34 protein-coding genes are annotated in these 25,065 nt (G+C 69.0%); 4 read left to right on the forward strand and 30 right to left on the reverse strand.

Translation table 11 applies throughout. From position 1 onward, the window contains the following. Nucleotides 1-12 precede the first annotated feature (12 nt). Complete coding sequence (locus A9976_RS07690; protein ID WP_183018512.1) at nucleotides 13-420, forward strand: helix-turn-helix transcriptional regulator; 408 nt, start codon at nucleotides 13-15, stop codon at nucleotides 418-420. Beyond that, nucleotides 420-1,727, forward strand: coding sequence for a type II toxin-antitoxin system HipA family toxin (locus tag A9976_RS07695; RefSeq protein ID WP_183018513.1), 1,308 nt, complete (start codon nucleotides 420-422; stop codon nucleotides 1,725-1,727). The genes A9976_RS07690 and A9976_RS07695 overlap by 1 nt, the downstream gene beginning before the upstream one ends. Nucleotides 1,728-1,753: 26 nt before the next feature. On the opposite strand, the gene A9976_RS07700 is transcribed toward A9976_RS07695, so the two are convergent. From A9976_RS07700 to A9976_RS07725, 6 genes are all read right to left on the reverse strand, one after another. Beyond that, the gene (locus tag A9976_RS07700; protein WP_012204496.1) at nucleotides 1,754-1,960 is read right to left on the reverse strand and encodes an AlpA family transcriptional regulator; all 207 of its coding nucleotides are present in this window, start codon (nucleotides 1,958-1,960) and stop codon (nucleotides 1,754-1,756) included. Between the two features lie 42 nt (nucleotides 1,961-2,002). Continuing rightward, nucleotides 2,003-2,278: a hypothetical protein gene (locus tag A9976_RS07705; protein ID WP_183018514.1), complete on the reverse strand. Its 276-nt coding sequence runs from the start codon at nucleotides 2,276-2,278 to the stop codon at nucleotides 2,003-2,005. 21 nt (nucleotides 2,279-2,299) lie between these two features. Beyond that, nucleotides 2,300-4,294: a replication endonuclease gene (locus A9976_RS07710; RefSeq protein WP_183018515.1), complete on the reverse strand. Its 1,995-nt coding sequence runs from the start codon at nucleotides 4,292-4,294 to the stop codon at nucleotides 2,300-2,302. Between the two features lie 4 nt (nucleotides 4,295-4,298). Further along, complete coding sequence (locus tag A9976_RS07715) at nucleotides 4,299-4,703, reverse strand: hypothetical protein (protein WP_259649139.1); 405 nt, start codon at nucleotides 4,701-4,703, stop codon at nucleotides 4,299-4,301. Nucleotides 4,704-4,859: 156 nt separating this feature from the next. Next, nucleotides 4,860-5,183: an ogr/Delta-like zinc finger family protein gene (locus tag A9976_RS07720; RefSeq protein ID WP_099734180.1), complete on the reverse strand. Its 324-nt coding sequence runs from the start codon at nucleotides 5,181-5,183 to the stop codon at nucleotides 4,860-4,862. 61 nt (nucleotides 5,184-5,244) lie between these two features. After that, nucleotides 5,245-5,466, reverse strand: coding sequence for a hypothetical protein (locus A9976_RS07725; protein WP_224986487.1), 222 nt, complete (start codon nucleotides 5,464-5,466; stop codon nucleotides 5,245-5,247). An 86-nt stretch (nucleotides 5,467-5,552) separates the two neighbouring features. Between A9976_RS07725 and A9976_RS07730 the strand changes: the two genes are divergently transcribed. Next, nucleotides 5,553-5,885: a helix-turn-helix domain-containing protein gene (locus A9976_RS07730; RefSeq protein ID WP_183018517.1), complete on the forward strand. Its 333-nt coding sequence runs from the start codon at nucleotides 5,553-5,555 to the stop codon at nucleotides 5,883-5,885. A gap of 48 nt (nucleotides 5,886-5,933) precedes the next feature. On the opposite strand, the gene A9976_RS07735 is transcribed toward A9976_RS07730, so the two are convergent. From A9976_RS07735 to A9976_RS07850, 24 genes are all read right to left on the reverse strand, one after another. Further along, nucleotides 5,934-6,935 carry a contractile injection system protein, VgrG/Pvc8 family gene (locus A9976_RS07735; protein ID WP_259649140.1) on the reverse strand — a complete coding sequence of 334 codons (1,002 nt, stop codon included), beginning with the start codon at nucleotides 6,933-6,935 and terminating at the stop codon, nucleotides 5,934-5,936. After that, on the reverse strand, nucleotides 6,935-7,375 hold the full coding sequence (locus A9976_RS07740) for a phage tail protein (RefSeq protein WP_183018519.1): 441 nt from the start codon (nucleotides 7,373-7,375) through the stop codon (nucleotides 6,935-6,937). The genes A9976_RS07735 and A9976_RS07740 overlap by 1 nt, the downstream gene beginning before the upstream one ends. Nucleotides 7,376-7,386: 11 nt before the next feature. Then, nucleotides 7,387-10,122, reverse strand: a complete 2,736-nt coding sequence (locus tag A9976_RS07745; protein ID WP_183018520.1) for a phage tail tape measure protein — start codon at nucleotides 10,120-10,122, stop codon at nucleotides 7,387-7,389. Nucleotides 10,123-10,235: 113 nt separating this feature from the next. Continuing rightward, complete coding sequence (locus A9976_RS07750; protein ID WP_012204506.1) at nucleotides 10,236-10,352, reverse strand: GpE family phage tail protein; 117 nt, start codon at nucleotides 10,350-10,352, stop codon at nucleotides 10,236-10,238. Between the two features lie 8 nt (nucleotides 10,353-10,360). Next, nucleotides 10,361-10,720: a phage tail assembly protein gene (locus tag A9976_RS07755; RefSeq protein ID WP_012204507.1), complete on the reverse strand. Its 360-nt coding sequence runs from the start codon at nucleotides 10,718-10,720 to the stop codon at nucleotides 10,361-10,363. A gap of 96 nt (nucleotides 10,721-10,816) precedes the next feature. Then, nucleotides 10,817-11,326 (reverse strand): phage major tail tube protein, encoded by a 510-nt coding sequence (locus A9976_RS07760; RefSeq protein WP_183018521.1) that lies wholly within the window; start codon nucleotides 11,324-11,326, stop codon nucleotides 10,817-10,819. A gap of 63 nt (nucleotides 11,327-11,389) precedes the next feature. Next, nucleotides 11,390-12,583 carry a phage tail sheath subtilisin-like domain-containing protein gene (locus tag A9976_RS07765; protein WP_183018522.1) on the reverse strand — a complete coding sequence of 398 codons (1,194 nt, stop codon included), beginning with the start codon at nucleotides 12,581-12,583 and terminating at the stop codon, nucleotides 11,390-11,392. Between the two features lie 57 nt (nucleotides 12,584-12,640). Further along, nucleotides 12,641-13,066 carry a hypothetical protein gene (locus A9976_RS07770; protein WP_259649142.1) on the reverse strand — a complete coding sequence of 142 codons (426 nt, stop codon included), beginning with the start codon at nucleotides 13,064-13,066 and terminating at the stop codon, nucleotides 12,641-12,643. Between the two features lie 226 nt (nucleotides 13,067-13,292). Beyond that, nucleotides 13,293-13,721, reverse strand: a complete 429-nt coding sequence (locus A9976_RS07775) for a hypothetical protein (protein WP_183018523.1) — start codon at nucleotides 13,719-13,721, stop codon at nucleotides 13,293-13,295. 11 nt (nucleotides 13,722-13,732) lie between these two features. Further along, nucleotides 13,733-14,533 carry a hypothetical protein gene (locus A9976_RS07780; RefSeq protein WP_183018524.1) on the reverse strand — a complete coding sequence of 267 codons (801 nt, stop codon included), beginning with the start codon at nucleotides 14,531-14,533 and terminating at the stop codon, nucleotides 13,733-13,735. Between the two features lie 2 nt (nucleotides 14,534-14,535). Beyond that, nucleotides 14,536-15,159: a hypothetical protein gene (locus A9976_RS07785; protein ID WP_183018525.1), complete on the reverse strand. Its 624-nt coding sequence runs from the start codon at nucleotides 15,157-15,159 to the stop codon at nucleotides 14,536-14,538. A gap of 65 nt (nucleotides 15,160-15,224) precedes the next feature. Continuing rightward, a complete protein-coding gene (locus A9976_RS07790) occupies nucleotides 15,225-16,271 on the reverse strand; it encodes a virulence-associated protein (RefSeq protein ID WP_183018526.1) in 1,047 nt (348 codons plus the stop codon). Continuing rightward, nucleotides 16,261-18,414, reverse strand: coding sequence for a DUF4815 domain-containing protein (locus tag A9976_RS07795; RefSeq protein WP_183018527.1), 2,154 nt, complete (start codon nucleotides 18,412-18,414; stop codon nucleotides 16,261-16,263). Before A9976_RS07795 ends, A9976_RS07790 begins: the two co-directional genes overlap by 11 nt. A gap of 7 nt (nucleotides 18,415-18,421) precedes the next feature. Beyond that, nucleotides 18,422-18,910, reverse strand: a complete 489-nt coding sequence (locus A9976_RS07800) for a hypothetical protein (protein ID WP_183018528.1) — start codon at nucleotides 18,908-18,910, stop codon at nucleotides 18,422-18,424. A gap of 3 nt (nucleotides 18,911-18,913) precedes the next feature. Further along, on the reverse strand, nucleotides 18,914-19,861 hold the full coding sequence (locus A9976_RS07805) for a phage tail protein (protein WP_183018529.1): 948 nt from the start codon (nucleotides 19,859-19,861) through the stop codon (nucleotides 18,914-18,916). Continuing rightward, nucleotides 19,861-20,703 carry a baseplate J/gp47 family protein gene (locus A9976_RS07810; RefSeq protein ID WP_183018530.1) on the reverse strand — a complete coding sequence of 281 codons (843 nt, stop codon included), beginning with the start codon at nucleotides 20,701-20,703 and terminating at the stop codon, nucleotides 19,861-19,863. Before A9976_RS07810 ends, A9976_RS07805 begins: the two co-directional genes overlap by 1 nt. Further along, the gene (locus A9976_RS07815; RefSeq protein ID WP_183018531.1) at nucleotides 20,700-21,062 is read right to left on the reverse strand and encodes a GPW/gp25 family protein; all 363 of its coding nucleotides are present in this window, start codon (nucleotides 21,060-21,062) and stop codon (nucleotides 20,700-20,702) included. Before A9976_RS07815 ends, A9976_RS07810 begins: the two co-directional genes overlap by 4 nt. Further along, a complete protein-coding gene (locus A9976_RS07820; protein ID WP_310889379.1) occupies nucleotides 21,059-21,796 on the reverse strand; it encodes a phage baseplate assembly protein V in 738 nt (245 codons plus the stop codon). The genes A9976_RS07815 and A9976_RS07820 overlap by 4 nt, the downstream gene beginning before the upstream one ends. Then, nucleotides 21,775-22,284, reverse strand: a complete 510-nt coding sequence (locus A9976_RS07825; protein WP_183018532.1) for a phage tail protein — start codon at nucleotides 22,282-22,284, stop codon at nucleotides 21,775-21,777. Before A9976_RS07825 ends, A9976_RS07820 begins: the two co-directional genes overlap by 22 nt. Then, on the reverse strand, nucleotides 22,268-22,834 hold the full coding sequence (locus A9976_RS07830) for a DUF2514 family protein (RefSeq protein WP_183018533.1): 567 nt from the start codon (nucleotides 22,832-22,834) through the stop codon (nucleotides 22,268-22,270). Before A9976_RS07830 ends, A9976_RS07825 begins: the two co-directional genes overlap by 17 nt. Next, nucleotides 22,834-23,415: a glycoside hydrolase family protein gene (locus A9976_RS07835; RefSeq protein WP_183018534.1), complete on the reverse strand. Its 582-nt coding sequence runs from the start codon at nucleotides 23,413-23,415 to the stop codon at nucleotides 22,834-22,836. Before A9976_RS07835 ends, A9976_RS07830 begins: the two co-directional genes overlap by 1 nt. Beyond that, complete coding sequence (locus tag A9976_RS07840; protein WP_183018535.1) at nucleotides 23,412-23,690, reverse strand: hypothetical protein; 279 nt, start codon at nucleotides 23,688-23,690, stop codon at nucleotides 23,412-23,414. The genes A9976_RS07835 and A9976_RS07840 overlap by 4 nt, the downstream gene beginning before the upstream one ends. Nucleotide 23,691: 1 nt before the next feature. After that, a complete protein-coding gene (locus A9976_RS07845) occupies nucleotides 23,692-23,895 on the reverse strand; it encodes a tail protein X (protein WP_183018536.1) in 204 nt (67 codons plus the stop codon). A 385-nt stretch (nucleotides 23,896-24,280) separates the two neighbouring features. Then, on the reverse strand, nucleotides 24,281-24,499 hold the full coding sequence (locus A9976_RS07850) for a hypothetical protein (RefSeq protein ID WP_012204526.1): 219 nt from the start codon (nucleotides 24,497-24,499) through the stop codon (nucleotides 24,281-24,283). Between the two features lie 49 nt (nucleotides 24,500-24,548). Between A9976_RS07850 and A9976_RS07855 the strand changes: the two genes are divergently transcribed. Further along, the gene (locus A9976_RS07855; protein ID WP_183018537.1) at nucleotides 24,549-24,692 is read left to right on the forward strand and encodes a hypothetical protein; all 144 of its coding nucleotides are present in this window, start codon (nucleotides 24,549-24,551) and stop codon (nucleotides 24,690-24,692) included. Nucleotides 24,693-25,065: the final 373 nt, after the last annotated feature.

The raw sequence follows: 25,065 nt of genomic DNA on the forward strand, positions 1-25,065 counted from the left end.
CAGGAGAACACCATGGACCACCTGTTGCAACTGCCCGATCAGCTTGCGCTGCACCTGAAGTCGCTGCGCAAGGCCGCTGGCGTGAGCCAGGCCCAATTGGCACAGCGGCTGGGCGTGTCACAGTCGCGCGTGGCGGCGATAGAGCGTGATCCGGCCGCCATCAGCGTGCGCCAGTTGATGGAGATCCTGCAATTGCTGGATGCCGATCTGCTCATGCGGCCCAGGGCGGATGCGGTGGCTTCTTCTGCACCTGTACCTGTGCCGGTGCCTGTGCCTGCTGCGTTGAGGGTGGCCGAGCCAGCTCCACAACCGTACGCGGGTGACAACGTGCCCCGCAAGCCCGCCGACCGCCCCGTGGCCTTCAAGCCGCAGGCGCTGCCGCCGCACTGGCAGGACCGCAAGCCGAAAGGGTCCTGGTGATGGCGGCGCTGGGCGTCTGGATGAATGGGGAGCGGGTGGGCACCTGGGAGGTCACGCGCACGGGCCGCCATGTGTTCGCCTATGACCCGGCCTGGCCGCAGAGCGCGCATGCGCGGCCGCTGTCGCTGTCCATGCCCTTCACGCGCGACCTGACGGTGGCGGGCGAGGTGGTGGCCCACTATTTCGACAACCTGCTGCCGGACGGCGAGGGCATTCGCCGGCGCATTCACCAGCGTTTCGGGCTGCGCGGGATCGATGCGTTTTCGCTGTTGGAGGCCATTGGCCGCGATTGCGTGGGTGCCGTGCAGCTGCTGCCCGAGGGGGCCGTGCCCGAAGGGTTCGACCAGGTGCGCTTCGAGCCGCTGAGCGAGGCGCAGATTGCAGAGCACCTGGCCAGCCTGGGCGGCGGGTTTGGTGCGCTGGAGGTGGACCAGGAGTTCCGGCTGTCCATTGCCGGTGCGCAGGAGAAGACGGCGGTGCTGCGCCAGGGCGGCCAGTGGTGCCGCCCGCTGGGTGCGACGCCGACCACGCATATCCTGAAGCCGGCCATCGGCGTGGTGCCGCACTGGCACTACGACCTGAGCGAGTCAGTGGCCAATGAGTGGCTGTGCGCCCGCCTGCTGGCCGAGCTGGGCTTTGCCGTGGCCGACAGCAGCATCGAGAGCTTTGGCGGGCAGCAGGTGCTGTGCGTGGAGCGCTTTGACCGCGCCTGGACGGCCCAGGGCTGGATTGCGCGCCTGCCGCAGGAAGATTTCTGCCAGGTGCGCGGCGTTGCCAGCGCCAACAAGTACGAGACCCACGGCGGGCCCGGCATGCTGCAGTGCCTGCAGGTGCTGCAGCATGGCAGCGAGCCTGCCCAGGATTGCGCCCGCTTCGTGATGGCGCAGCTGGCGTTCTGGCTGCTGGCAGCCACGGACGGGCATGCCAAGAATTTCTCGGTGTTCCTGCAGCCGGGCGGCGGCTATGAGATGACGCCGCTGTACGACGTGCTGTCGGCCTGGCCCATCATCGGCCACGGCCACGGCAAGATCGCCCGCCAGCGCGCCAGGATGGCCATGGCCCTGCCGGGGCGCAGCCGCCACTACCGCCTGGCCGAGATCCAGCGCCGCCACTGGAAGGCGCTGGCCGAGACCACGCGCATCGCAGGCCTGTGGGAGAGCATGGTGCAGATGGTCGAGGCGCTGGACGGCGCCATAGCCCGGCTGCAGCCGCGCCTGCCGGCCAGCGTGCCGCAGCCTATGGCCCGGCAGATCTTCGACGGGGCGCGCGACCAGGCTCGCCGTTTTCTTGCGGGCAGCGATCACTGAGCGCACGGCGATGGCCTGGTGCCGGCTCACCGGCGCCCCTCGGCCCAGGCCTTGACGTCGGCCATGCGCCAGTAGCGGATGCGGCGGCTGGCGTTGATGAAGGGCTTGGGAAAGTCCGGGCGCTTGGTCAGGCGCGCGGTGACGTGCTCGCGGCTCAGGCCCAGGTAGTTGGCGATGCCCTGGGTGTCCAGGCGCGGGGCGCTGTGAAAGAGTTCCATGTTCTGTTGCGTCATTGCGCTGTTCTCCGATGTCGTGTCCGGTGCTTGGGTGCTTGCTCAGGCCTGGTGCGGCGTGATGGACTTGCCTGCCTTCTTGCGCTCCACACGTTCTGCGTGCTCAACTCGCTCAACTCGCTCAACTCGCTCCACTCGCAGCACGGGCCGGCCGCTGGCCAGCAGGGCGCAGGCCTGGGCGTGGCTGGCGCTGGCCGCCTTCAGGCGCAGCACGGGCAGCAGGCGGGCGTCGGCCAGTTGATCCAGCTGCGCGGCGTCCACGCCATGGGGTATGAGGGTGGCGCGGTAGCTGCGCAGGGCGGTGATGTTGTGGTGCATGGTGGGTCCTCCTGGGGTGGATCAGCTGGTAAAGAACGGGTGGTTGGATGGCGTGGCGCCGGATGCGGGGCGGTGCAGCACGGAATGGGGCACTGAATCGGCACCCGAATCGGGCCCGGCCGGGTTGGCCCGGTCCTCGCGCTGGTGCCCGCCGCGGCCGATGAGGGCGCGCAGCGTGTGGCCCGTGAGCCGGGCCGTACAGTTATTGAAACCAGTCCAAGCGCGCGCCAGCGGCGCGCGGGCGGGCAGGGCCGGCGGGGCCACGTCGGCGACCTCGGCACCCTCGGCGACATCGGCGTTTTCTGCACCTTGGGTTTCCTGGAACTCCAGCGTGGCGCGCGCCACGCTGCGCCAGGCGATGCGGCGCGAGACCAGCCATTGGCCGCGCCGGGTCTCAAGGCCCACCACGCGGCCGCAGCCGGGAGCGATGGCCTCGCCGTATTGGTTGACGGCGCCGGCGGGCACGGGGCGGCGCGCCATGCGCAGGTGCCAGCGGTCGCGGCCCAGGCAGTGGCCGCCCATGGCTTCCATGTAGCGGCGCCAGTCGGCGGGGATGTCGGGCCCATGGCGGTGGCTGGCGCCCCAGGCCTGCCAGCTGGCCCGGTCGCCGTCGATGCGGATCTGTTCGACCTGGTCCTTGCTGACGCGGCGCAGCTCGCGCCAGATGCAGACGCTGGGCATGCCCACGGCCTGGAACTGGCGAATGCCCCAGCAGGCGGCCCAGGCGTCCACGCGGCGGTGGCCGGGCATGTCGCCCTGCTCCACATCCCACAGGCGGCCCTGCACCACATCGAGGTGGTCGGCCAGGGCCGCATGGCCCACGCTCTTGGCGATGTACTTGGCCACGTAGCCGGCAGCGCCGCCGCCGGTCATGCGCTTGATGTTGACGCGGTTGCGCTGGGCGCCGGGCTCGTCGCCGTCCTCGCTGAGCCACCATTTGCGGATGGCGGCCTCGATGTGCCGGGCGTGCTCCTCGCACTCGGCCCAGACCAGGGCGTGCCAGTGCGGCGTGGCGTCATGGTGCGGCTCGGCCACGCGGATGCCGTACATGGCGATGCGCTGGCGGCCCAGGTGCGAGCGCACGCGCGCCCACATGGTGCGCAGCCACAGCTGGGCATCGCGCGGCGTGCTGCGGCCGTCGTAATGGGGATTGGGACGCGGCCGGCCGCCGCTGCCCAGCGTGACGGCATGGAAGCGGCTGGGCGCCGTCAGCGTGAGAAAGAGGCCGACGTGGCTGCGCGCGTCGGCATACTCCTCTGCGCCGCGGATGCGCGTCATCAGCTCGCCGCCACGGATCACGGGGTTGGCCGGCGACAGCGCGGCCAGCTCGGCCAGGGTGAAGACCTGGCCGGCCTCGTTTCGGTAGAGGCTGCGCTCCAGCGCGCGGGCATTGCGTTCGATCTGCGCGGTGCGTCGGCGCACGGTGGCATTGCTGGCATAGCCGCCGGCGTGGCGGTTGACGATGCCCAGCTTGACGGCGCCGGCCTCCACGGTGCGCGTGACATGGCGGCGCAGCATGCGGCGCCACCAGGCGGCATCCAGCGCGCGGCGGATGGCGGGCTCGCCGGCCAGCGGCGTGCTTTCCTGCAGCCCCAGCATGCGCAGCATCAGCCGCACCAGGTCCACGCGTCCGGCCAGGTCCATGTTCTGGGCCTGGGCGCCGGCGTCGAGTTCACCGACTTCGTCGCTCAGGCGCCTGGCCATCTGGCAGATCTCGTAGTCGTCCAGGTTCCACTCGGCCGCACGGCCGTGGCGGCTGGCAAAGTCGTCAATGGCGGCCAGTGCGTCGTGGCAGGCAGCCCATTCGGGCAGGCCGCTGATGTGTTGATCGCCCTTGTGCCAGTCGCCCAGGCCCAGCAGCTTCATGGGCTGCAGCCACTGCGGCGGCAAGGCTTTTTCCAGCGCCTGCATGGCGCGCTGGACCATGTGGGGGCGCGGCTTGTGCTGGTCCCATTGCTGCAGGCTGGCGGTGCGCAGCCTGCGGCCGGTGGATTTGGCGGCGAGCAGGACGGACACGGGCTCAGGCCCTCAGGGCCAGCGCGCGCAGCGGCAGCAGGCAGCTGCGCAGCGCGCGGATCTGGCGGCGGATGGCGTCGCGCTCGGGCGGCGGCATTTCGCGCCAGTCGCGCAGGGCCAGCTCCTCGATCTCGCCGTCTATGCCCGCCAGCAGCACGAGCGCCATGCGGTAGTGGCTGGCCAGGCCCGCCCATTCGCGGCTTTCGGCGCTGCCGCAGCGGCCATTGGCGCAGCGCTGCGCGGCCTCGCGCTGCAGTTCGCGCAGGCGGATGCGGCAGTCCTGGACGCTCAGGCGCTGGTAGGCCTCGGGCAGCGCGGGCGGGTCCTCGGGCCGGTATTCGGGCGCGGGCGCATCGTCTGCCCGCAGCAGTCGCATCAGATCGGAAAGGCGCAGGTCGCCGAGCTTCATGGTCTGTCCAGGTCGTTTCAGGGTGAGCGCATCCCGCAGGGCCTTCATGCAGGCTCCGCAGGTTGCGGGAAAGGGGGTGGGGTGGCGGCGGTGCAGGCGGGCTGCCCGCGCGCCGGGTGGAGCGCCGTCAGGAGCGGCGAAGGCGCCCCGGCCGCGCTAGCTGCGCGCGCCTTGGGGGGATTGGGCGGATTCGGCCGCCTGGGCTGCGCGGTGCGCTGCGCCTTCGTATTGCGAGGACGGCATGGCGTCCAGCTGGGTCTGCAGCAGCTTGCGCTTGATGTGCGTGCTCATCGGCAGGATCACCATGGGGTTGGGGATGGCGCTGGGGCTGATGGTGCGGTTGATCTCGGTGACCGCCGAGAACACATGGCCGCACTCGAAGTTGCGGCACTGGAAGATGGTCTCGCGGCTGGTGCTGGTCAGCTGCAGGCTGGTGCGGGTGTAGGCGTGTTCGTTGCAGTGGGGGCACATCATGCGCATGGCAGGCTCCTTGGGGCAGTTGGGATCGAAGACAAGACGGTGAACAGGGCGGCGCGGGTGGCTATCGCGCCTGATCGGCCTGGGGCAGCGGCGGCATCTGCTGCTCGTACTGCTGCATGCCCATGCGGTACAGCTTCAGCGCGAAGTTGGAGGCGCTGCGGCTTTCACGGCTGGCATAGCGGGCGTGGCGTTCGCGTTCGGATGCCGTCATGCGCAGTGGCACGGGCCTGTCATGAAGCACCGGATCCGCAGGGATACCGGGCACGGCTCTGGGGGAGTGCATGGCTGTCATGTAGTATTTGGGATGGTTTGGATGGTTTGGTTACACGCTGACTGCATCATTGCTCGAAATTTCGAGCATGTCAATTGATGAATAGAAGAAATTTCGATCACATCGGTGAAAGGCTGAGGCAAGAGCGTCTGCGTCTGGACGTGGCGCAGCTCGCCATGGCCGACGCCTGCGACGTCTCGCGCGGCACCCTGGCCACCTGGGAGAAGGGCGAGCAATCGCCCAATGCGGCCGCCTTGGCCGTGATGGCGGGCCTGGGCGTGGATGTCCTGTATGTGGTCACGGGCCAGCATGCGAACGCATCGGTCCAGACCCTGGCGCCCGACGAACGCGAGCTGCTCGATTGCTACGGCCGGGCCGACGATTCGGGCCGTGCCGCCATCAGGGCCGTGGCGACCCTGGCCGCGCGCTGAACGGCCTGCGCCGGCCGCTCCAGGACGCGCTCTACCCGCCCCTCTCGCTCACTTGGCGCGTGTTTCCAGCGTCAGCTTGGAGGTGAAGCCGCCGTCGCCCAGCTCGTGCTGGATCTTGACGACCAGCCACGGCGTGTCATCGATCTCCGCCTTGAACCCCTGCAGCTTCAGCGGTGTCTGCGGCATCAGGTCGGGCCGCGCCAGCGCCAGCTTCAGGCCCATGGTGGCCTTGGCGCGGTGGATGCGGCCCATCTCGGCCTTGGCGGCGGCCTGCGCCTCGGCCTCGCTGCCGTAGGTGTCCTTCAGGCGCTTTTCGTTGTCCTCGGCGCCCTGCGTGGCGCTGCGTTTCTCGGCACGATCCGCGTCGTTCCAGTACGCGCGCACGCCGCTGTAGTCGTTGCGTGCGGCCGTGTGGTAGTTGTGGCTGTCGCCCTCGGCGCGCGTCAGCGTGGCGGCCTCCACGGCCTGGCCGCCGGCGGTGATCTTGCTGTCGATGGCGATGAAGGCCAGCTTGCCCTTCTTGACCGTGCACACGGCGTCGTACTGGCGCGCCAGGCGGCTGCAGAAGTTCAGGTCGCTTTCGTGGGTCTGGTCGATGTGGTCCACGCGCAGGTTCTCGAACTGCGCGTCCACGCGCACCTGCAGGCCGTTGCGCTGGGCGATGCTGCGCACGATCTGGCCCAGCGTGCTGTCGTGGTAGCTGTGCTCGGAGCGCGTGCGCAGCTGGCGCTTGAGCTCGGCCGAGCGCGCATGCACCACGATCCTGTCGGGCGCACCCTGGTGCTCCACCTCGTCCACCTCGTAGGTGCCCTTGTCGATCAGGCCGTGGCCGGCCCAGCCCAGCTTCAGCGCGATCTTGGAGCCCTTGCCTGGCAGGGCCAGGCGCCCATCGCTGTCGTCCAGCGTGATGTCCAGCTTGTCGGCCTCTTCGCCGCGCGATTCGGACAGTGTCAGGTTCATCAGCCGCGTGTCCACCTGGCTGGTGATGTTGCGCCCGTCCAGGACGATCTCGTACTGGGGCTTGGCGTGCAGGTATTCCTGTGTGGTCATCAGATCCACCATTCCCAGAAGTCGTCCTTGGGCCAGGGATCGACGCCGCCGCTGCCTTCGGCAAGGTGGTCATCCACGCGGGCCAGCTTGAGATCGAACTCGATGCGGCGCGGCTTGCCGCCCGGTGTGTAGTGCGTGCCGGTCTGCTGCAGGCTCTCGATGACCCAGGCGCCCAGGATGCTCTCGCCGCCCACCAGGGCCCATGCCTTGCCCTGGTCGGCCATTTCGCGCAGGTCGTCCAGCGACTTGGCCGTGCCCCGGAACTCGGGTGCGAGCACGCCGGTCAGCCCCAGCGTTTCATCGCCCGGGCCCAGCGACTGGCGGGCGGGGCGCGCGCCCACGCGGCTGTTGCTCGGGTGGCGCCAGGTACTGCTGCGCACCAGCTTGTCGAATGCCAGTGTGTCGATGCCGAAGGCAAACTGGCCCAGTGTGATCAGCATGCTCATGCTCCTCAGTCGATGTCCGACAGCTGCGACAGCACGCTGGAGCGCCTGGCCATGTCGCGGCGGTCCAGCTCGGCGGCCACGGCGCGGGCAATGGCCTGCGCGTCCTGGCCGGGCGCGGCGTTGACGGTGATGTGGATGGTGGCGCCGGCCACCGGTGCCGGTGCCGGCGCGGGTGCAGCCATGCTGGCCAGCGGCGGGCGGCTGTCGATGCGTACGGCGCCGGTGTCGGCCATGGCAGGCATGGCGCCCGTGGCCAGCGTGGCCGCCGTGGCTGCGGCCGCGACACCCTGGCGCAGTGCGCCGGCGCGGCCCTGGTCGTGTGCTGGCGCATCGCCGGATTTGAACCACGAGCCCACCGACGAGGCCAGGCCGCTGATGCCCTTGCCCGCCAGGTCAGAGACCACGCCGAACAACCCGCCCGTGGCGCCATCGAGGCCGGCCTTGCCGGCCTCCAGCAGCGTGCCGCCGACGCCCTTCCAGTCGCCGGCCTTGAAGGCGGTGGACAGGCCGTCCCAGTTCTGCATGATCGAGCCGCCCGCGCCCATCAGGCCGCCTGCGAGCCGGCCCATGGGTGTCATGCGCACCAGGCCCATCAGCGATGCGGCTGCACCACCCAGACTACCGCCCAGGCCACCGCCGACGGCACCTGCGGCACCCAGGCCGGCGCCCAGCAGGCCCATGACGGCGCCCGCACGGCCCTTGCCGGCCACGCCTTTGGCTGCGCCTGCACCGCCGCCGAAGATGCGGCCTGCAGCGCGGCCTGCGCCGGCCAGGGCGGTGCCTATGCTGCCCATGGCAGCGCCGCGGCCCATCATGGCCAGCGACAGGACCACGGCGCCCAGCCCGCGCCTGAGCACGCCTGCAGCGTTGCTGGCCATGCGCATGCCGCCGGCCAACAGGCCCATGGCACTGCCGCCGCCGCCCATCATGCCCAGCGACAGGACCACGGCCGCCAGGCCGCGCCTGAGCACGCCCAAGGCACCGCTGCCTGCGCCCATGGCCGCGCCCAGCAGGCCGAACACGGTGCGCGTGAGCAGCAGCGGTGCCAGCAGGCCGAACAGCACGCTGCTCACCACGCCGACGCCTGCGATCAGCAGGCCCAGCACGGCCACGATGCGCAGCGTCCACTGCACGATCTGGGGATGCTCCTTGACCCAGGCACGCATGCCTTCGGTCATCTCGCGCAGCGTGCCCAGCACGGCCTTGAGGTCGGACTCGATGGTCGAGCCCATGTCGCTCAACAGGCCGTTGTAGCTGTCCTTGACGGACTCGTACTGGGCCGAGACCGAGTCCTTCAGGATGGCCACGCGCCCATCCAGATCCGCCTGTGACTTGAGCTGGGAGGCGATCTGCTGGTAGCCGCCCGGGCCCTGCTGGAGCAACGCCTCCAGGGCCTTGCGCGTCTGCGCATCGCCGCCGGCCAGCTTGTCCAGCGCAGCGGCGCGCAGCTTGTCGCTGCCCAGGCTCTGCAGCTTTTGCAGCTGGGCCATCATCTGCCCGGTACCGCCGAACTGGCCGCTGGCGTCCTTGAAGTCCAGCGACACGCCCTGACTCGCGAGCATCTTGTTGACCTGGCCCAGCTTGGCCGGGTCCATGGAGTTCTTGACCAGGTTGCCGACGGCCTTGCCGGCGGCCTCGCCGCTGATGCTGGCGTCGTTGAGCATGAGCAGCAGCGGCGCGAACATCTGTCCCGATCTTGCGCCCCGCTGTCCCAGCTGCGGCAGGGCCTTGCCGATGGCGTCCAGGCCCTTGACCATGCCTGTGGGGTCCAGTCCCAGGTGGGAGGTGCGCTGCACCGTGTCGGCCAACGCGGCCATGTCGCCCGCGCTTGCGCGGGTAGCCTGCTGCAGCTGCGCCGCGAACTCGCCGGCCTCCTTGGCGGGCATGTTCAGCACCGCGCCCAGGTTGGCCGCCTGCCGGGCCACCCCGCCCAGCACATCCTGCGAGGACACGCCCTGGCGCTGCAGCTGGTTCATCATCGCGATGTAGTCGGCCGTGCTGCCGGGCATGTCGGTGCCCAGGCTCTTGGCCAAGTCCAGCACCTGCTGGTAATCGGTGCCCGGCTTGCCGTTGCTGCCCGCCATGGTGGCGCGCAGCTGTGCGGCGGCCTGGTCGTCGGTCATGAAGGCCTGGCTCACGGCGCGCACGGGCGCCAGCATCTTGCCGCCCGTCTCGCGCAGCGCCTGGCCGCGATCGGCCAGGGTCTTGCTCTGCTCGCGCAGGGCGTCGATCCTCTCCAGCCGCTGGGCGGCCGGTGCCACCACCTTGCGCTGCTTTTCCATCTGGGCCGTGGTGGCGCGGATGTCGTTGTGCAGCTTGCGCTCGTGCGCGGACAGGTTGCCCGTGTCCACGCCCGCGCCGCGCAGTCCTTCGCGCATGTCCATCAGGCGCGATCGCTGCGTGGCGCGCAGCAGCGCCAGGCGCTCCTCTTCGACCTGGGCCGAACGCAGCGCGCGCAGCATGGCGCGCGAGGGCTGCTCGCCCGCGCCCGATTCCAGCCGCAGCTGGGCCATCTGCTGGCGCGCGCCGCGCAGCCGTGCCGTGGTGTCGGCCAGGCCGCTGCGCAGCGCGCGGTAGTCGCCCAGCTGGGCTTGCTGCTGCTGCAGATTCTTCAACTGGTCGACCGTTTCCTTGAGTTCCCTGGCCGTGTTGCTGCTGGTTCTTCCCAGCAGCGCCAGGGGCTGGTGCACGCGCTCGGCCTGCTTGAGCACCTCGTCCAGGCGCAGGGTGTCAACGGCCATGGAGGGCTCCCTGGCCGGTGCGGTTTTGGCGTTGGGTGGAGGTCATGGGCAAGGGGCGTGCAAGAGAGGGGCGAGAGGCGGGCGATGGAGTGGAGGTGGTGCTCAGTCCTGGCTCAGTCCTGGCTTTCGTAGCGCTCGCGCGCCCGTTCATGCCATTGGCCGAGTTCGGCCAGCGACATGTCCTCCATGTCCGCCGGCCGCCAGTGGAAGACCATGGCCAGGTCGGCCATGGCGTCCTCTACGCGCTCGGGAATTGCTCCCTCTGCGCCTTCGGCACCAAAAAAGAGGCCACCTCCGTACCCAGGGTCACCAGGTCGGCAGGGTCCAGCTGCAGCACCTCGGCCTTGTGCAGCATGGGCTCGGTCACGCGCGGCAGCAGGGTCTGCAGCGCGGTCACGTTCATGTGCAGCAGCTCGACCAGCGACAGGCCGCGCAGCGCGCCGGCATTGGGGCGGCGCACCAGCACCCGGGCCAGGTCGCCGCCGGGGCGCTTGAGCGGCACGTCGAGCGTGATCTCGCGCGCATCGCCCGATGCGAGGGCGGCCGCGTTGGCGGCAGCCTGGTTCTGGAGGTCTTCCTGGGGCTTGGTGGTGTCCATGGTGTGTCAGCGTTCGGGTGAAGGGAAAGAGAGGACCGGGCCGGCCGGCCCGGGGGCCCGGTGAGGCCCGGTGAGGTCAGGTCAGTTGAGCCAGGCTCAGATGCCCAGTGCGGCGCGGACCTGGGCCAGGCGGTCGATGCCGTTGACGACTTCGACGAAGTTGACCGGATCGATCTCGATCAGCACCTGGCCGTTGATGGACAGGCGGTAGTAGCTGACGGCCAGCTTGTACTTGATCTCGGTCTTGTCGCCGGCCTTGGCCTTGCCGGGGTCGAACTCCGAGAAGCGGCCACGCATGACCACTTCCAGCGTGTCCACGCCTTCGCTGTCATCGCCCTGCAGGGCGCCGGCGAAGCGCAGCAGCACGCCGTCGTGGCGCAGCGTGCCCCAGGTGGAGATCAACTCCTTCATGTAGCCGGCAGCGGTCAGGTCGGCCTCGATGGCCTCCATGCCGAAGTCCAGGCTGACCTCGCCGTTCATGCCGCCGGCGCGGTACTTCTCCATCTTGCGGGTGAGCTTGGGCAAGCCCACTTCGGGCATGTCGCCGATGTACGAGTTGCCATCCACGAAGGTGGCGAAATTCTTGAGAGAGCGGGGCAGTCCCATGGTGCTTTTCTCCTGTGTATCAGGTTTGTCCGGTGTATCCGGTGTATCGGATGCGGTCGCCGCTTACTGGCCGGCGCCCACGCGCAGTGCGAAGTCGGCGAAGTAGCGGTCGGTGATGCGCTGGCGAAAGCCCAGGTCCTCCAGCGGAGGCACGGGCGTGTAGTCGTAGTCCAGCACCAGCTTGCCGGCCTTGAGCGTGGCGGTCTCGTTGACCGTTTCGTCGTACCAGGCCTTGCCGTCCAGGATGTAGCCCAGGGCCTTCAACTCGCGGAACTTGGTGTTGATGCCCTCCAGGATGTCCTTGACCAGGCTGGGGTGCATGGGCTTGTCCACGGCCCAGAAATGCGCCTCGGCCATGGTGTCGGCCAGCACCTGCGCGGTGCGCACGCTGGACTCGAAGCGGAACAGCTCGCTGTCCGTGCAGGTGCGCGAGCCCCAGAAGCGGTGGCCCTGGCTCTGGATCAGCGTGGTGATGCCGGCCTGGTTGAGGATGCCGGCCTCGGTATCGGGGCTTTGCAGGTCCCAGTGCACATCGCGCGAGATGCCCAGCACGCCGGACAGCGGCACGTTGGACAGCGTCTTGTGCCAGCCCTGCTCCTGGTCGATGCGCGCGCGCAGGCCCAGGGCGTAGGCCACGGGCGAGGCGTCCTGCACGGCGGCGGTGGACAGGTCCAGCGCCTTGAAGCCGGGCCACAGCAGCATCAGCTCGCGCTGGCCGAAGTGCTCGCGGTAGGCCTGGGCCTCGGCCACATCGTTGCCGATGGCCGCTGCATACGCAAAGCCGCGCAGCTTGATGGCCACGGATGCCAGCGCGTCGGTCACGGCCTGGCTGTCCAGGCCCGGCGCGCCCAGGATGCGCGGCTTGACGCCGAGCTGTGCCTGGGCCGCCAGCAGCGCCTGCAGGCCCGTGTACTGGTTGCCGGCGGTGGTGCCGATGACCTTGGCGTCCTGGTCGGTGCGGCGCTCGGCCTCGGTGGCGCCTTCGCCATCGGCCACGCGCACGACGACCAGCACCGGGCGGCACTGCTCCTTGATGGCGTTCAGCGCCTGGGCCAGCGTGCCCTTGGTGCCGGCCTTGCCGATGGCCGCATCGACCTTGGTGACCAGCACCGGGCGGTTCAGCGGGAAAGTGGCCGCATCGGCGTCGCTGGCCGTGGCCACGAGGCCGATCACGGCCGTGGACACGATGCGGATGGAATTGATGCCTTCGCTCACTTCCGTGACGCGAATGCCATGATGGAACGGGGCTGTCGCCATGGTGTTCTCCGGGTTGGGGGATGGTTGGGCCGTGGGGCTGTCGTCAAAAAGGGGCGGTCACGGCTGTTCGTGGGCTTGTACGGGGCCGTCCAGGATTTCCTGGGCACGCCCCGCGGCGATGAGTCCGAAGGCCTCGAACCGGTGCAGGCTGTCGGCCAGTTCGGGGTCGTCAAGATCGATGGAACGTGCCTGCTCCATGTCCTTGAGCAGCGAGCGCAGCGTGGCCGCATGGCGCCGATCGGCCTCGCCCGCCTCGGCACGGTCCACCACGGCCCACTCCAGCGCCGTGCGCTCGACCACGGTGAAGCGGCGGCGCAGGGCGTGGGGGGTGATGTGGCGGGGTGGCCTGCGCGATGCGGCCGCTGGCAGTCGTGTCCCCGCCAGCGAAGGCCGCCGCAGCTTGCCGCGCCTGCGCGTGGGATGTCCAGAGTCGGGCACTGCCGGGATGCGGTCTTGCAGGTTGGCGATGGTGTTGCTGTTCATACTGGCAGGGCCCAGGGCAAATTGGCGGGGTGGCCAGGTGTCGCGACGCTGTTGCATGCCCCCGGTGGCTTGATGTTCGTCGGCGAGCGCCTGCGCCACCAGCGATCCCGGCTGTGGGTCAAGCAGGCACGTCTGCCCGTTTCAGACAGGTCGCAGGAACGGTCGTGAAAGACAAAGCCCGCCAGGGTGGCGGGCTTGGGACAGGTGCGCGCGTGGCGCGGCCAGGTCAGGCCGGCAGCTCGTCCGGGCGCGGCGGCGTGTCCGTGATCTGCAGCGCGCGGCCGTCTGCGATCAGTCCCACGGTCTCCAGCAGCTGCACGCCGGCCGCCACGTCCGGGTCGTCCAAGTCGATGAAGCTGGCCAGCTCCTGGTCCTTCAACGTGCTGCGCAGCTGCGCGGCCTGCATGCGCTCGGCGCTGGTGGCGTCGGCGCGGTCCACGGCGGCCCATTCGATGGCGGCGCGCTCGGCGCTGGTGAAGCGGCGGCGGAATGCCAGGGGGGTGATGCGGCGGCGGGTTGGCTGCTGTGGCTCGGGCTGCGGCTGTTGCTCGGCAATGCGCCAGCGGCCGGGGTACATGGCCTGGGCAGTTTGCTCGTCGGCAACGATGGTGTTCACGACGTCGCCCGCTGAATCGAGAATGTGGATGTTGTTCATCGGCACGGCTCCTATGCGCTAACCCGTTGGTAGAGCCTCAGATAGCCCATTCCGGCACCACCATTTTTGACATCGCCGGCCGCAGACCTTCCGGCCGATCCACCTCGGCCAGGATCATGTGCATTCTCCTGACTAGACACAGCCCCTCCGCCCCCACCGAACAGTCCAGCTTTTCGCGCACGGGAACCCCCACCGCCGGGAGATCCCGATTCATAGCCCCGGAACTGCACGGCGAACGGCCAGAAGAAGTAGCCCCATGGCACTCCAGCGCCCGTTCTGGATGAGCCTTCAAAATCCACACAATCGTCGCCAGATTTGTAATCTTGGTTATACGTCCCCGAACCCACGTCTACGGCCGCGCCACTGATAGGAGTTATTCCATCCGGACGGCTTTTCGGCTGCGCTCCCAGTTTCCAGATATCTGCGCCAATCACTTTGGCATTCAGAGGACTGACGGCAGTAGCTGTAGCAGGCCCGGCATCTCCACCCTGGCATGTGAGCACTGCCGCACCGTTGATGGAAATGGTGGTGTTTGAGCCAGCCCTGGCCGCCGATGTGGCGCCCTGTTCGGCCAGGCCTCCCGCTCCGATTTCAAATGCAATCACATCCCCGGCTCGCACTGCGATGGCTTTGACCCCCCACGGCGCCGAATTGCCGGGCGCATAGTTCTTGCAGCCGCCCGCGCCACCGCCCATTCCCGAGAGCACGGCATAGCCATCCGCTGCGATGTTGAATGATTTGGTGGTGAGCACCATTTCAGATTGCACGAGCAGCATCGGGTTGCTGCCCAAAAGTTCATCCAGATTCAGCATTCCTACCCCCTGGTTAGCGTCCAGTTTTTTTTGCCCGCATACGTAAACACGACGCTCCAGGCGTTGACGTTGAACAGTACATCTCCGGCCCGGCCGTTGATTGTGTAGGCGGGGTCGCTTCGGGCAATGGTGATGCGGCCCAGCTTCCATTCGCCCGTGGGGTCACGCAACAGGATGGAGTCGCCCAACTGAGCGTCGGCAGGCAATGGGCGGCTGTAGGCTGCATCTGCCAGCAGCGTGTATTCCACGCCAGCCACCAGCGGAGCGCCGTTGGTGGAGCTGTTCGCGGCTTCTTGCACCAGGCGCTTGATTTTCCCCACGCCCTCACGGGCCTGCTGTGCATCGCTGGCTTGCGCGACGGCCTGCAGGTTGACCGACTTGCTTTCGATGTCATCGGCCAGCTGATCTATCTGCTGCCCCATCTGCGCCAGGGCCTGGCCGGTGCTTTGCTGCAACTGGTCGATGCTGTCGCCCGTCGCCCGGGCCAGCGCCTGGAGGGCTTCCCGGCTTGCACTGGCGTCGATGGCCAGCCCCATGTCCTCGGCCACTTGGTCGATCATGTCCAGCGCTTGGCGCAGTCGGCCGATATCCACTTCCAGCTTGTTCGCCGGATGGGGCAGGGGCATGCCCAGGTGCGGCGTGTCTTCAAAGACAGGCGGGGTTTCGAGGGTGTCATCTGCCATATCCACCTCTACAGCACCACGGCGCGCAGGTTGTCCACCAGGGGGCGCGCCGTGGGCGTTCCGGTGAGCGTGAGGCGCAGGCGCAGGCGCAGGCGCAGGCTGGCCGCGTTGATGCCCTGCAGCCGGTGCGTGAGTTCGATGGTGCCGGCCGTCTGCGGGCTGCTGCTCAGGTAGGGCACCTCGGTCCACTGCTCGCTGGCACCCAGCTGCGCATGCACGGCCACGGCCGCGCCGGCAGGGATGGTGCCCTCGAAGATCACGCGCAGCTCGGTGCCGCCCGCCGTGGCGATGGTGGGCGTGATGTAGGTGCCGCTTTGCAGCAGGCTGCCCACCGCCAGGAGGGTTGCGGGAGCCAGCACGGCGCCCATGCCGCTGTCGCCCACGCGCAAAGTGGCCTTCACGCGCACGGTGCCGGTGTGAGGCTCATCCAGGCGCACGGGCTGGCCGGCGTCCGCCTCGATGGTGCGCAGCACGGCAGCGCCTGCGCCCAGCAGCTCGATGGAATAGGTGATGCGCGCCGTGGGGTCGGGCTGCTCGGCGCCGGCATTGATGAGCAGCATGGTGGCGTTCTCCACCTCCTGCGCACCAACGTCCACGGTTTTGACCGTGGCGGGATATTGGGCCTCGAACAGATCAAAGCGCAGCACGCGGTTGGCGTGGCGCGTGGCGATGCCGGAGGCATTGATCTCCAGCAGTTGGCCAAGCTCTGCCGGCGCGGTCGTGACCCATCCGGTGCCGTCCTGGCGCGCATCACCGATCTGAGCCACGGCCAGGGCCGTGTCTGTGTCAGCTGCCGATATGCACAGCGCGTAGCTGGTGCCCGCCTGCAGCTGCACCAGGGCTGTCCAGGTCACGCGCGTGGCGGCCCCGTCGGTCTTGATCTGCGCAATCTCCAGACGCTGCTCACGCAGTGCCACGCCGGGCAGGCCGGCGTCATCCAGTGCGGCCAGCACCACGATGGCGGGCCCGCCGCTGGCGGTGAAGTACAGATCCAGCGCCGCGCACTGCTGGGAGCGCGAGGGCGTGATGGTTTGGGTGATGGTGCTATAGGACATAGGTCACGGTGGCAAAGCCGGCAGATATGGCGCCGTAGGAGTTCGATCCCAGTACATCGAGATTGAGTTTCAGGGCTGCGCTGCCCACATACTGGGCACGGCCTGTGCTGCCGTGCTCGCCCTTGATTTCCACGGTCTTGGCGCCCACGGGAACGCCTTCGGGAATGGTGAATCGGCCTTCCAGCACGCCGGCAGCGTTGGCCACCAGCCCGCCACCTGCCAGCGGCTGGGCCGCGATGGGCTGGCCATCGAAGTGCAGGCTTTCCATCGCCTCCAGTGCGCGAAAGCCCGCCAGCGAGAAATGGACCTCCAGGGGACGCAGCGTGATGCCACTGAGGTCCAGCAAATCCTTGTTGATCTGCCCCCGGTACTGCGCCTGTAGGTCATCGCTCGTGCTGCCAAGCGCCTGGTAGAAGCGCACCAGCTTGGGATACTTGAGAGCCTGCGGAACCTCCCAGCGGTCCACGCTGGGCACCAGTTCAACGCTGGCCGGCAAGGCGCCCGCCGTGGCCTGAGCGTTGATCTTCATTGCGCGGCTGGTGGCTGTCTGGCCCATGGTCTTGGCCAGCGTGTACTCCAGGCTGTGGACGGTCTTGCCGTCGCCCAGTATGTAGGCATGGTCGGCCTCATAGAGCTGCAGCGCGCCGCCCGCGATCATGGCGCTCTGCTCCATGCCCTGGTCGCGCATGCTGTTGTCGATCATGGGGTCGGCGAAGTAGCCTTTTTTCAGGCCGCTGTAACGGCCTGCGGTGTCGGTGGCCAGGCGCAGCTCGGCCAGATCCAGCTCGATGCGGTCCATTCGGTCGCGGTAGGCCACCAGGGTTGGCATGGACACCACGCGCACGCCGTCCGGCTCGGTGCGGCGCGTGTCTGGCTCCCAGGTCTGGTAGATGCTGCCCAGGGCCAGCACGTTGCCCGGCACATCAGGCGGCACGGGCTGCCAGGTCGCGGGAATGCCCTTGACCACGTTGATGCCCCCATCGCCACCCATCACGATGCGGTCAATGCGGCGCAGCGCATAGCGGTAGTCCACGAGGATCAGCGTTGCAGGCAGCGCGCCCTGCACGTCAAAGCCTCGGGTGGTCTGGTTCTGCGCAGGCTCGGTGCTGATGTAGTCATAGCTCACGCCGTAGGTGCTGCCCGGCGTGGGTTCGGCGCCGGCGGGGCTCCAGTCGATTTGCCCGGCCGTCAATTTGTAGTCCACGTCCTTTGTGTACGTGGTGCCGCCCTGGGTGACGCTGTTGATCTGCACCACGCTTGCGTCGGGCAGCGGGTCGGCCGCGCCCACAAAACTGCCGTGCACCACCTGGGCGGTCTTGCGGCGCGTGATGCGCAGGGTGGCCTGCTCCAGCACGGGCCAGCGGTCGAATGCCACATGCTGCAGCGCATCCGTGCTGCTGCTGTGGGGCTCGCTGTTGACCTGGGCCATGTTGGCCTGGGCCGCATAGACCAGGCGCCGGTCTGCTGGCACCTCAATGGCAACGCCGCCCACTCGCGCGGCGCCGGCCGTGATGGCGTAGACCTGGCGGCCCTGGTCGTCGTCGGGTAGCTGCAGCGTCTGCAGGCCGCGCACGGCGTAGGTGCCGCCCGCGCTGTCGCGGTCATAGCGCTCGATGGCCTTTGTGACGGCGTTGAGCTGGGGTGCAGGCTCGCGGGGCTTGACGATGCCATCTTCAACAGTCCAGACGGGGTAGAAGTCCCCTTCGCCCTGGCCCTGCAGGCCCCAGGTGACGGACACCTGCAGGCGGTCGGCGCCGGGCTCGCCGTAGCCGCTGGTGCCCACTGCGGGGTTGTACAGGCTCGGGTCTTGCTCGGCCGTGACGATGCGCGTGGCGTAGTGCACGCCGATGTAGACGGTGCCCTGCACGGCGATCTGCAGCGCGGCGGCGGCCACGTCATGCACAGCGCCGTTGAGGTAGATGCTGCCGGCCTCCAGCTGGCAGGCGCCGGTTTCGGCGTTGACGGTGCAGCGCGCGCCGGCCGTGATGTCGCCATCGGCAAACAGCACATCGGCCACGCGGCGCAGGGCATAGCGGGCCTGGGCCTGCATTTCGTTGGGCTCTGCAGACTGCGCCACGCGGTCGGCGTGGAAGATGTGCTGCGTGTAGCCCTTGGCGGGGTCGTGTCGGTTGTAGCTGGTCATGCGCGGCTCACAGTGGGATCACGATTTCTTCGGTGGCCTTGGTCGTGCCGCTGCGCAGGACCGGCGAGCGGTATTCCAGGCAGTACACGGTGCCGGGGTTCTCCACCTCGGTCGGCGTCAGGTAGCGCTGGCCCGGCGGCACGCCGGCCTTGGCCACGGTGCCGAAAAACACGCCGCATTCGCGCACGGTTTCGCCCTGGGCATCGCCAAAGCCGAACGTGGTGCGCAGCAGCAGGAAGGGCGTGGGAACCGGGCTGGTCTTGTAGTAGACCTGGCCGGGCATCTCGATATCGTGGTCCTGGGCCGTGCCGGGCACGGCATAGCCCACTTCCACCACGGCGCGGCGGCCGATTTCGTCCTGCAGCGCGGTGCGGTTGGATGGGTTGGCAGGTGGCGCGGTCCACGCTCCATCGCCACGGCCCCATGCGATGTGCACGGGCATGGCCGCCAGGGATTTGGCCAGCGCAATGCGGCCGGCGTCTTGCAGTGTTTGCATGGGCTATTCCTCGGATTCGGTGGTCTTGCTGTGGATGTTGGATTGCTGCCAGCGGTCGCTGTCCCAGCGGCCCGTCCAGCCCCGGGCCGGGGCCATGCGGGGCTGGCAGGCAGCGGCCGCCAGGTGGTGGGCGGCGCCAGGCCATTGGCCCGGCCGCGTGCCTGCACTTGCGGCCCAGGCTTTGCCGCTGGTGGTCCATGGCTGATGCTGGGCGCGCTGCGGCGCGATGCCCGGCGTGGTCTGCAGCTGCCCGCCCGTGGCCAGGCGCTGCATGCGGCCGTCCCAGCGCCACACATCGAGGCGCAGTTCATCGGCGCGGCGCATGCGGCCGCTGGTGTGCAGGTGGTTCGCGCTGCGCAGGGGCGTGAGCTTGGGCGCCTGGGCCTGGGACTGGTTGATGCGGCCTTGACTGCCGATGACGGGCGGCTCACCCTCGCCCACGTCCACGGGCGTGCCGCTGTCGTTGTCCCAGAGGGCTCCGTCCAGCTTGGGCGCGCGGTCCCAGCGCAGGGCGCGCAGATCGAAGCGGTAGAACACGCGGTAGAAATGGACGTGCAGCGGGATGCTGGCTCGCACGACATGGGCCATGCGCGCGATATCGGCATTGCTGACTTCGCGGCCCGGGTTGATGTGCAGGCGGGCGCCGTCCTCTTCCAGGGTCACGGCCAGGTAGCCCTGCCAGGCCAGCGCGCGGCGCACGGCGGCGGCGCTGCCACGCTCGCGCAGCCAGGGCAGGCCCTTGTCCAGCAGCTCGCGCGGGTCGGAAAAATACCGCTCGAATTGCCCCAGCTGCCACTGCTGGGCCAGCCAGGGCAGCAGGGCCGGATGCTGGGCGGTGCTGGCCGGCTCGGCCGCGTCGGCCATGGTGCCCCAGTCACGCGGCAGGGTGGTGTCTATCACGCGCTCCAGGCTGGTGGATGCGGGCGGAAGGATGCTGCGGCGGGTGTCCATCAGGCCACCCCCGCGTCGATCAGGTCCACGGCGCCCAGTGCCGGGAATTCGCCGGCAGCGATGGGCGTGATGGGCGCGGGCCGCGTGTTGTCTGGGTAGTCCACGGCGTGCACGCCATCGACGTGCAGCAGCGTGGTGATGTAGCTGCGTGCCACGCTGCCGTCCAGGCTGGCCATGCCCGCAAAGGCCGCCTGCAGGCGCGCCTGCAGCTGCTGCAGCAGGCCAGCCGGCGCGGTGCGCGTGCGGGTGATGCGCGCGGTGATGTCGATGGTGCGCGGCACGGCCACGGCCACATTGACGGGCACGCCCAGCATGCGGGCGTTGTCGGCATTCAGCGCCTCGGACACCAGCTGCCGCACGGCCTGGGCCTGCGCCTGGTCGGTGATCCACAGCATGACCAGCACGCTGCCCGGCGCGGCCTGGCTGGCCCGCACGGCGCGCACCAGGGGCGAGGCGGTGATGGCGTGGAATTCGTAGTGCTCGCGCGTGCCCTGGCCGGCCAGGGCCGCGATGCGCAGCTGCAGCCGGGTGCGCAGGCGGTCGTCGGTTTCGCCGGCCTGGCGGGTCACGCCGTACTGCGCAGCCAGGTGGTCGAGGTCGCCGCCCATGGCAAAGGCTAGCAGGTGCGCACGCGCCGCATCGTTGACGCGCGCCCGGTACAGCAGTTCGCGGTAGGCGTGCGCCTGCAGCAGCTTGTTGAGCGGCTCGCTCTCCAGCGCCAGGACCTCGGCGGCCTCCGGGTGGCGCGCCAGCAGATCGGCGCGGTGGGCGTCGAGGATGCGCTCGAAATCCAGCGTCTCGACGACGCCGGGCGGCGGCAGGGCGTCCAGTGCAGGGGTCATGTCTTGCTTCGTGAAAGGGTGCGGGCGATGGGCATCTGCAGGCTCAGCGGGGCCGGGCGGCGCGTGTTGTTGAAGGTGCCGATCAGCGTAAGGTCGGCGCGCCCGGGTGCGGTCGGATCGCGCTCGATCACGATGCGTGTCAGCCGGATGCGCGGCTCCCAGCGCATCAGCGCGCTGGCCACGGCGGCGCGCAGTCGTGCCTGGGTGGCGTTGTTGTCGGGCTGGTCCAGCAGCGCCGGGACCAGCGATCCATAGTCCCGGCGCATCACGCGCGAGCCGATGGGCGTGGACAGGATGTCGGCCACGCTTTGGCGCAGATGCTCCATGTCCTCGATGCGGCGTCCTGTGTGGCGGTTCATAGCGGCCCCTGCGTGATGGCGTCGCCCGCCCTGACGCCACCATGGCGATGGCGCAGCAGGCTGATGGGGCCGGTGGTCACATCGGGCGCGCCGGCCAGGCCCTGCGCATTGACGGTGGCCGAACCGCCGCCGGCCTGCAGGCTGATGCCTTGCTCGTCGATGCTGATCACCGAGTTGCCCACGCGCAGCGTGATGCCGTGGGCCACGTTGATGTTGAGCCTGCCCGTGGTGCTGTCGTGCTCCATGAAATCGGTGGGGCTCCACTGCGTGTGGCACACGCCTTCGCGGTCGCTGGGCTGGGCTGCGGCACTGCTGTAGATGCCGGTCAGCGCCACGGCGCCCAGCAGGTCGCCGCCGGGCGACAGCAGCACGCACTGCTCGCCCACGGCCGGCGGCCACCAGACGCTGGCGTTCTCGCCTGCGGCGCGCAGGGCCAGCCAGGGAATCCAGTTGGTGGTCAGGTTGCCGGTCTTGACGCGGCAGCGCGCAGGGCGCGCATGGCGGACTGCGGCGATGGTGCCCGTGCGGATCAGCCCTTCCAGGCGGCGGATGATCTCGTACGGGCTCTCGGTTTGTGCGACGGGCGACTCCATGGCGTTCATGGTGCCGGTCGGGCCCTTGCGTGTCGCCGTGTGCCGGGCGTGGCGCACGCTGCTACATGCAGCCCGGCGCGGCGCCTGCCGATGGGCCGGGCGCGTGCCCAGGCCCGTGCTCAGCGCGGGTCGTAGTTCCACTCGGCCACCTTCTCGCCGAACAGGAACAGCTCCCACAACTGGCGCTGCGCAATGTCGAGCTGGCCTGGCGGCTCGGGCTTGTAGATCAGGTCGAAGGCGCCGGGGCTGCCCTCGCGCGGGCGCGCCAGCACGGCCTCCACCAGGTCGATCTCGATGGCGAGCTGCTGCGGCTGCAAGGCGACTGCAGGGTCCGTGGAAGGAGGCGCAATGTCGAAGCGGATCGCCTGCTCGCGCCTTTCGGCATGGTCGAACAGGTCCGGCTGGTGGCGCCGCGCCCAGACCAGCAGCGGCACGGTCACGGCATCGATGCTGCCGGTGAAACCCGCAATCACCAGGCTCAGCGTGTAGCGGTATTCCCAGGAAAGGGACGGTGTGCCCGTATTGACCACACGGCCCCTCTGGATGGTGAAACGGATGTTCCCCGGCGACTGTTGCAACTGGGGCAGGGCAGCGACGAGCGCGTCGCGCAGGCTAGCGGGCTTGAGCATGGCGTGGGACCTGGGTCATGGTGCTGGTCAGGGCGCTGGTCAGGGCGAGCCCGGCGTCGTAGGCGCGCTCGCAGGCGCTGCCACGGTGGCGGGCGTCGTCAGCAATGCGCGCCAGCGCTCCCGCTCGCTCGTCAGCGCGGCGCTGCAGCTCGGCGAGCAGATCGAGGGCGCTGGTGTCTGGCGCGCACTGTCCGGCAGCGGCGCGAGCCTGGGCGGCTGCACGGTGGGCGGTGAGGTAGCTGGCGAGGTCGCCGCGCAGCCGGCCAGCAGCAGCGCGGGCAGCATCGGCATCCGCCGCAGCGCGCGCCAGGGCCAGGTCCGTGTCGCGTGCAAGAAGGTCGAGGCGTTCACGGTAGGCTCCTTCCCGTTGTCGATAGCGTTCGGATGCGTGCAGCGCGGCGGTGGCGGCGGCCTGGCGGTCTGTCGCCAGATCCGTGCGTGCCTGCGCTGCATCGCGCTCGGCACCCAGCCGCGCCAGCGACTGCCAGACCAGCAGCGCTGCCAGCAGCAGGGCCAGCAGCTGCCAGGCATGGTTTTGCAGGCGATCCATCAAGGCTGGGCCTCCATGCAGGCCGCGTGGCGCGCCTGCTGGCGTGTCCACACGCCGCGGCACACCCTGTTGCCTGGCGCCGAGCAGTCAAAGCGCCAGCGCGTGGGCCGGCCTGCTCCATCCCATCGATAGGCGCTGAAGCCCTGCAAAGGCTGGGTGCTGGTCATGAATCGCCAGGCCAGGTAGGACTGGCAGGCGCCGGCGTAGTCGCCGGCCCGTGCCCTGGCCAGCATCGAGGAGCCGCGCCAGGCCCCGCAGCCGTACTGGCCCGCGAAGTCCACAGCCTGGGCGAACTCGGCCGGGTGCACCCGCGTGTCACCCAGCGAATCGCGCACGCAGGCGCCGTACTGCTGCTCCAGCAGGTTGATGGCCAGCTCGCGCGCCCGTTGGCGTGTGATGGGCGGGTCGGCCAGGGTCACGCGCGTGCCGTCCTCGTAGCGCGTGGCGCCGTGGCCGATGGTGGGCACATCGCCGCGAACCGGGATGATCGGATCTGCGCTGAAGCCTTCTGCGGCAATCCAGGCAGCAACGATGGCTGCGCCAATGCCCAGTCCTGCCGCTGGCATGCGTGCTGTGCTCATGGCGCCGCCCCGGTGTCCGCATTGTTGCCGGTGTGGGTGGAAGAAGCCTTCCTGCGCGCGGCGTCCTCGGCCTGGCGCGCGCGCCGGTCCTCGCGTTCATTGCGCCAGCGCCACAGCAGATACGCGGCCTGCAGCAGCACGTAGACGATGGTCAGCGCGGTGGCGGTATGGGTCATGGTCCAGCCATTGGCCACATTCGCGGCCACGACGGTGACGGGAGGCGCGGCCTTGGCGCCTTCCAGGGCGGCGGTCCTCACGATGGTTTCTCGGTCCATGTCAATCCCAGAAACTGATCAGAGGCAGGCTGGGGGCCTGGGCGGGTTCGGTCAGCTCGACGGCCAGGCCGGCGGGCAGATGGGGACCGTGGGTCGACAGGCCCGGGTTGCGCTCCAGCGTGGCTTCCACCACGCCGCGCGTGGCGCCCAGCTGGCGCATGCACAGCTCGTCCAGCGTTTCGTATTCACGGGCGATGGCTAGCATCAGGCGCACTCCCTGTGTGCAGGGGCGGCAGGAGCGGCGGTACGGGCCGGCGGCGGTATCGCCTGATCCGACGCGGGAAAGGGAATGGCAAGACTCACTGAGGCTCCTCGTGGGCCGGCCCGCGCGGACCTGTTCCTGGTGCACCCGCCATGCGTGTGGCTGCGGATGCCGGGAACGCCCCAGGCCACCGGATCGCGGTGGAATCGGGCAGGCGGTATGCCGGGTCCGGCGCGCGGGCCGGGTATGAATGCCATGTTTGCCGACGGGAGCAGGCCCGGCAATCGCTGCAGCCTGTGCGCGCTGCGGGCACGCCAGCGGCCATGCCGAACGCAGAAATGACAAGACCCCGCAGGGCGGGGTCTTGTCATGGTGGGGGTGAACCGGTCTAGCAGCGCTTGCTGCCAACTACCTGGCTGCGATGCAGATGGTCGGACAGGTCGCCCGCCGCCGCGCTGAGCTTGCGTGACACGGGCAGCAGCAATGCGGTGATGGCCGAGGCATGCACGGCCGTGCCCCGGGCTGCAGCCAGCAGCTCGCAGATGGCGGCCACTTGCTCGCTGGCGCTTTCCACATCATCCCTGACCGTCTCAATCTGGTGCTGCATCGCGTCTTCTTTCTACTGTATGCACATACAGTATAGGTCGAATGACCAGATGTTTCAATTTGATGTGACCCTTTTTCATCTGCTGATTGGCGATGACTGGCAGTGCTTTGGTCTGGCCGTGCGCACGTCGGGTGGGCGTGTGCCTGGCAACCCTGAAAGCTTTTTGCTGGCCCGCACAGATCCCGCGCAGTGAAGGCAAGTGATTGTTTTTGAATGGAATACGACCCGCCCCCCGCGCACCACGCACCAACGCCGCTCAACTGCGGCGAACACTGCTCAAGCCCGCTTCCTGTAGAGGAGGTGCATTGGCCAGGCGGATTGCGGGATTCCCCTGCAACAGCGCGCGTCTGGAAGGCAAAACCGCCTCGTTTATAATGTCCGGCTTCGCTTACATCACGGGTTGAGCGAACCATGTGCGGTCCACAGCGGCCAGGCGCATGTGATGTAAGCCCTTGAAATCTGAGGTGCCGCGCGGCCGACTGGCTTGGCTCGCGTCGCACCGTGACTTTTGCGCAATACGGTGCGGGCTGTACAGCAGCCGGCACGGTCCAATCCCTCATAGGAAC

It is taken from the genome of Delftia sp. UME58, assembly GCF_014170385.1.
In the GTDB taxonomy this organism is placed as follows: domain Bacteria; phylum Pseudomonadota; class Gammaproteobacteria; order Burkholderiales; family Burkholderiaceae_C; genus Comamonas; species Comamonas acidovorans.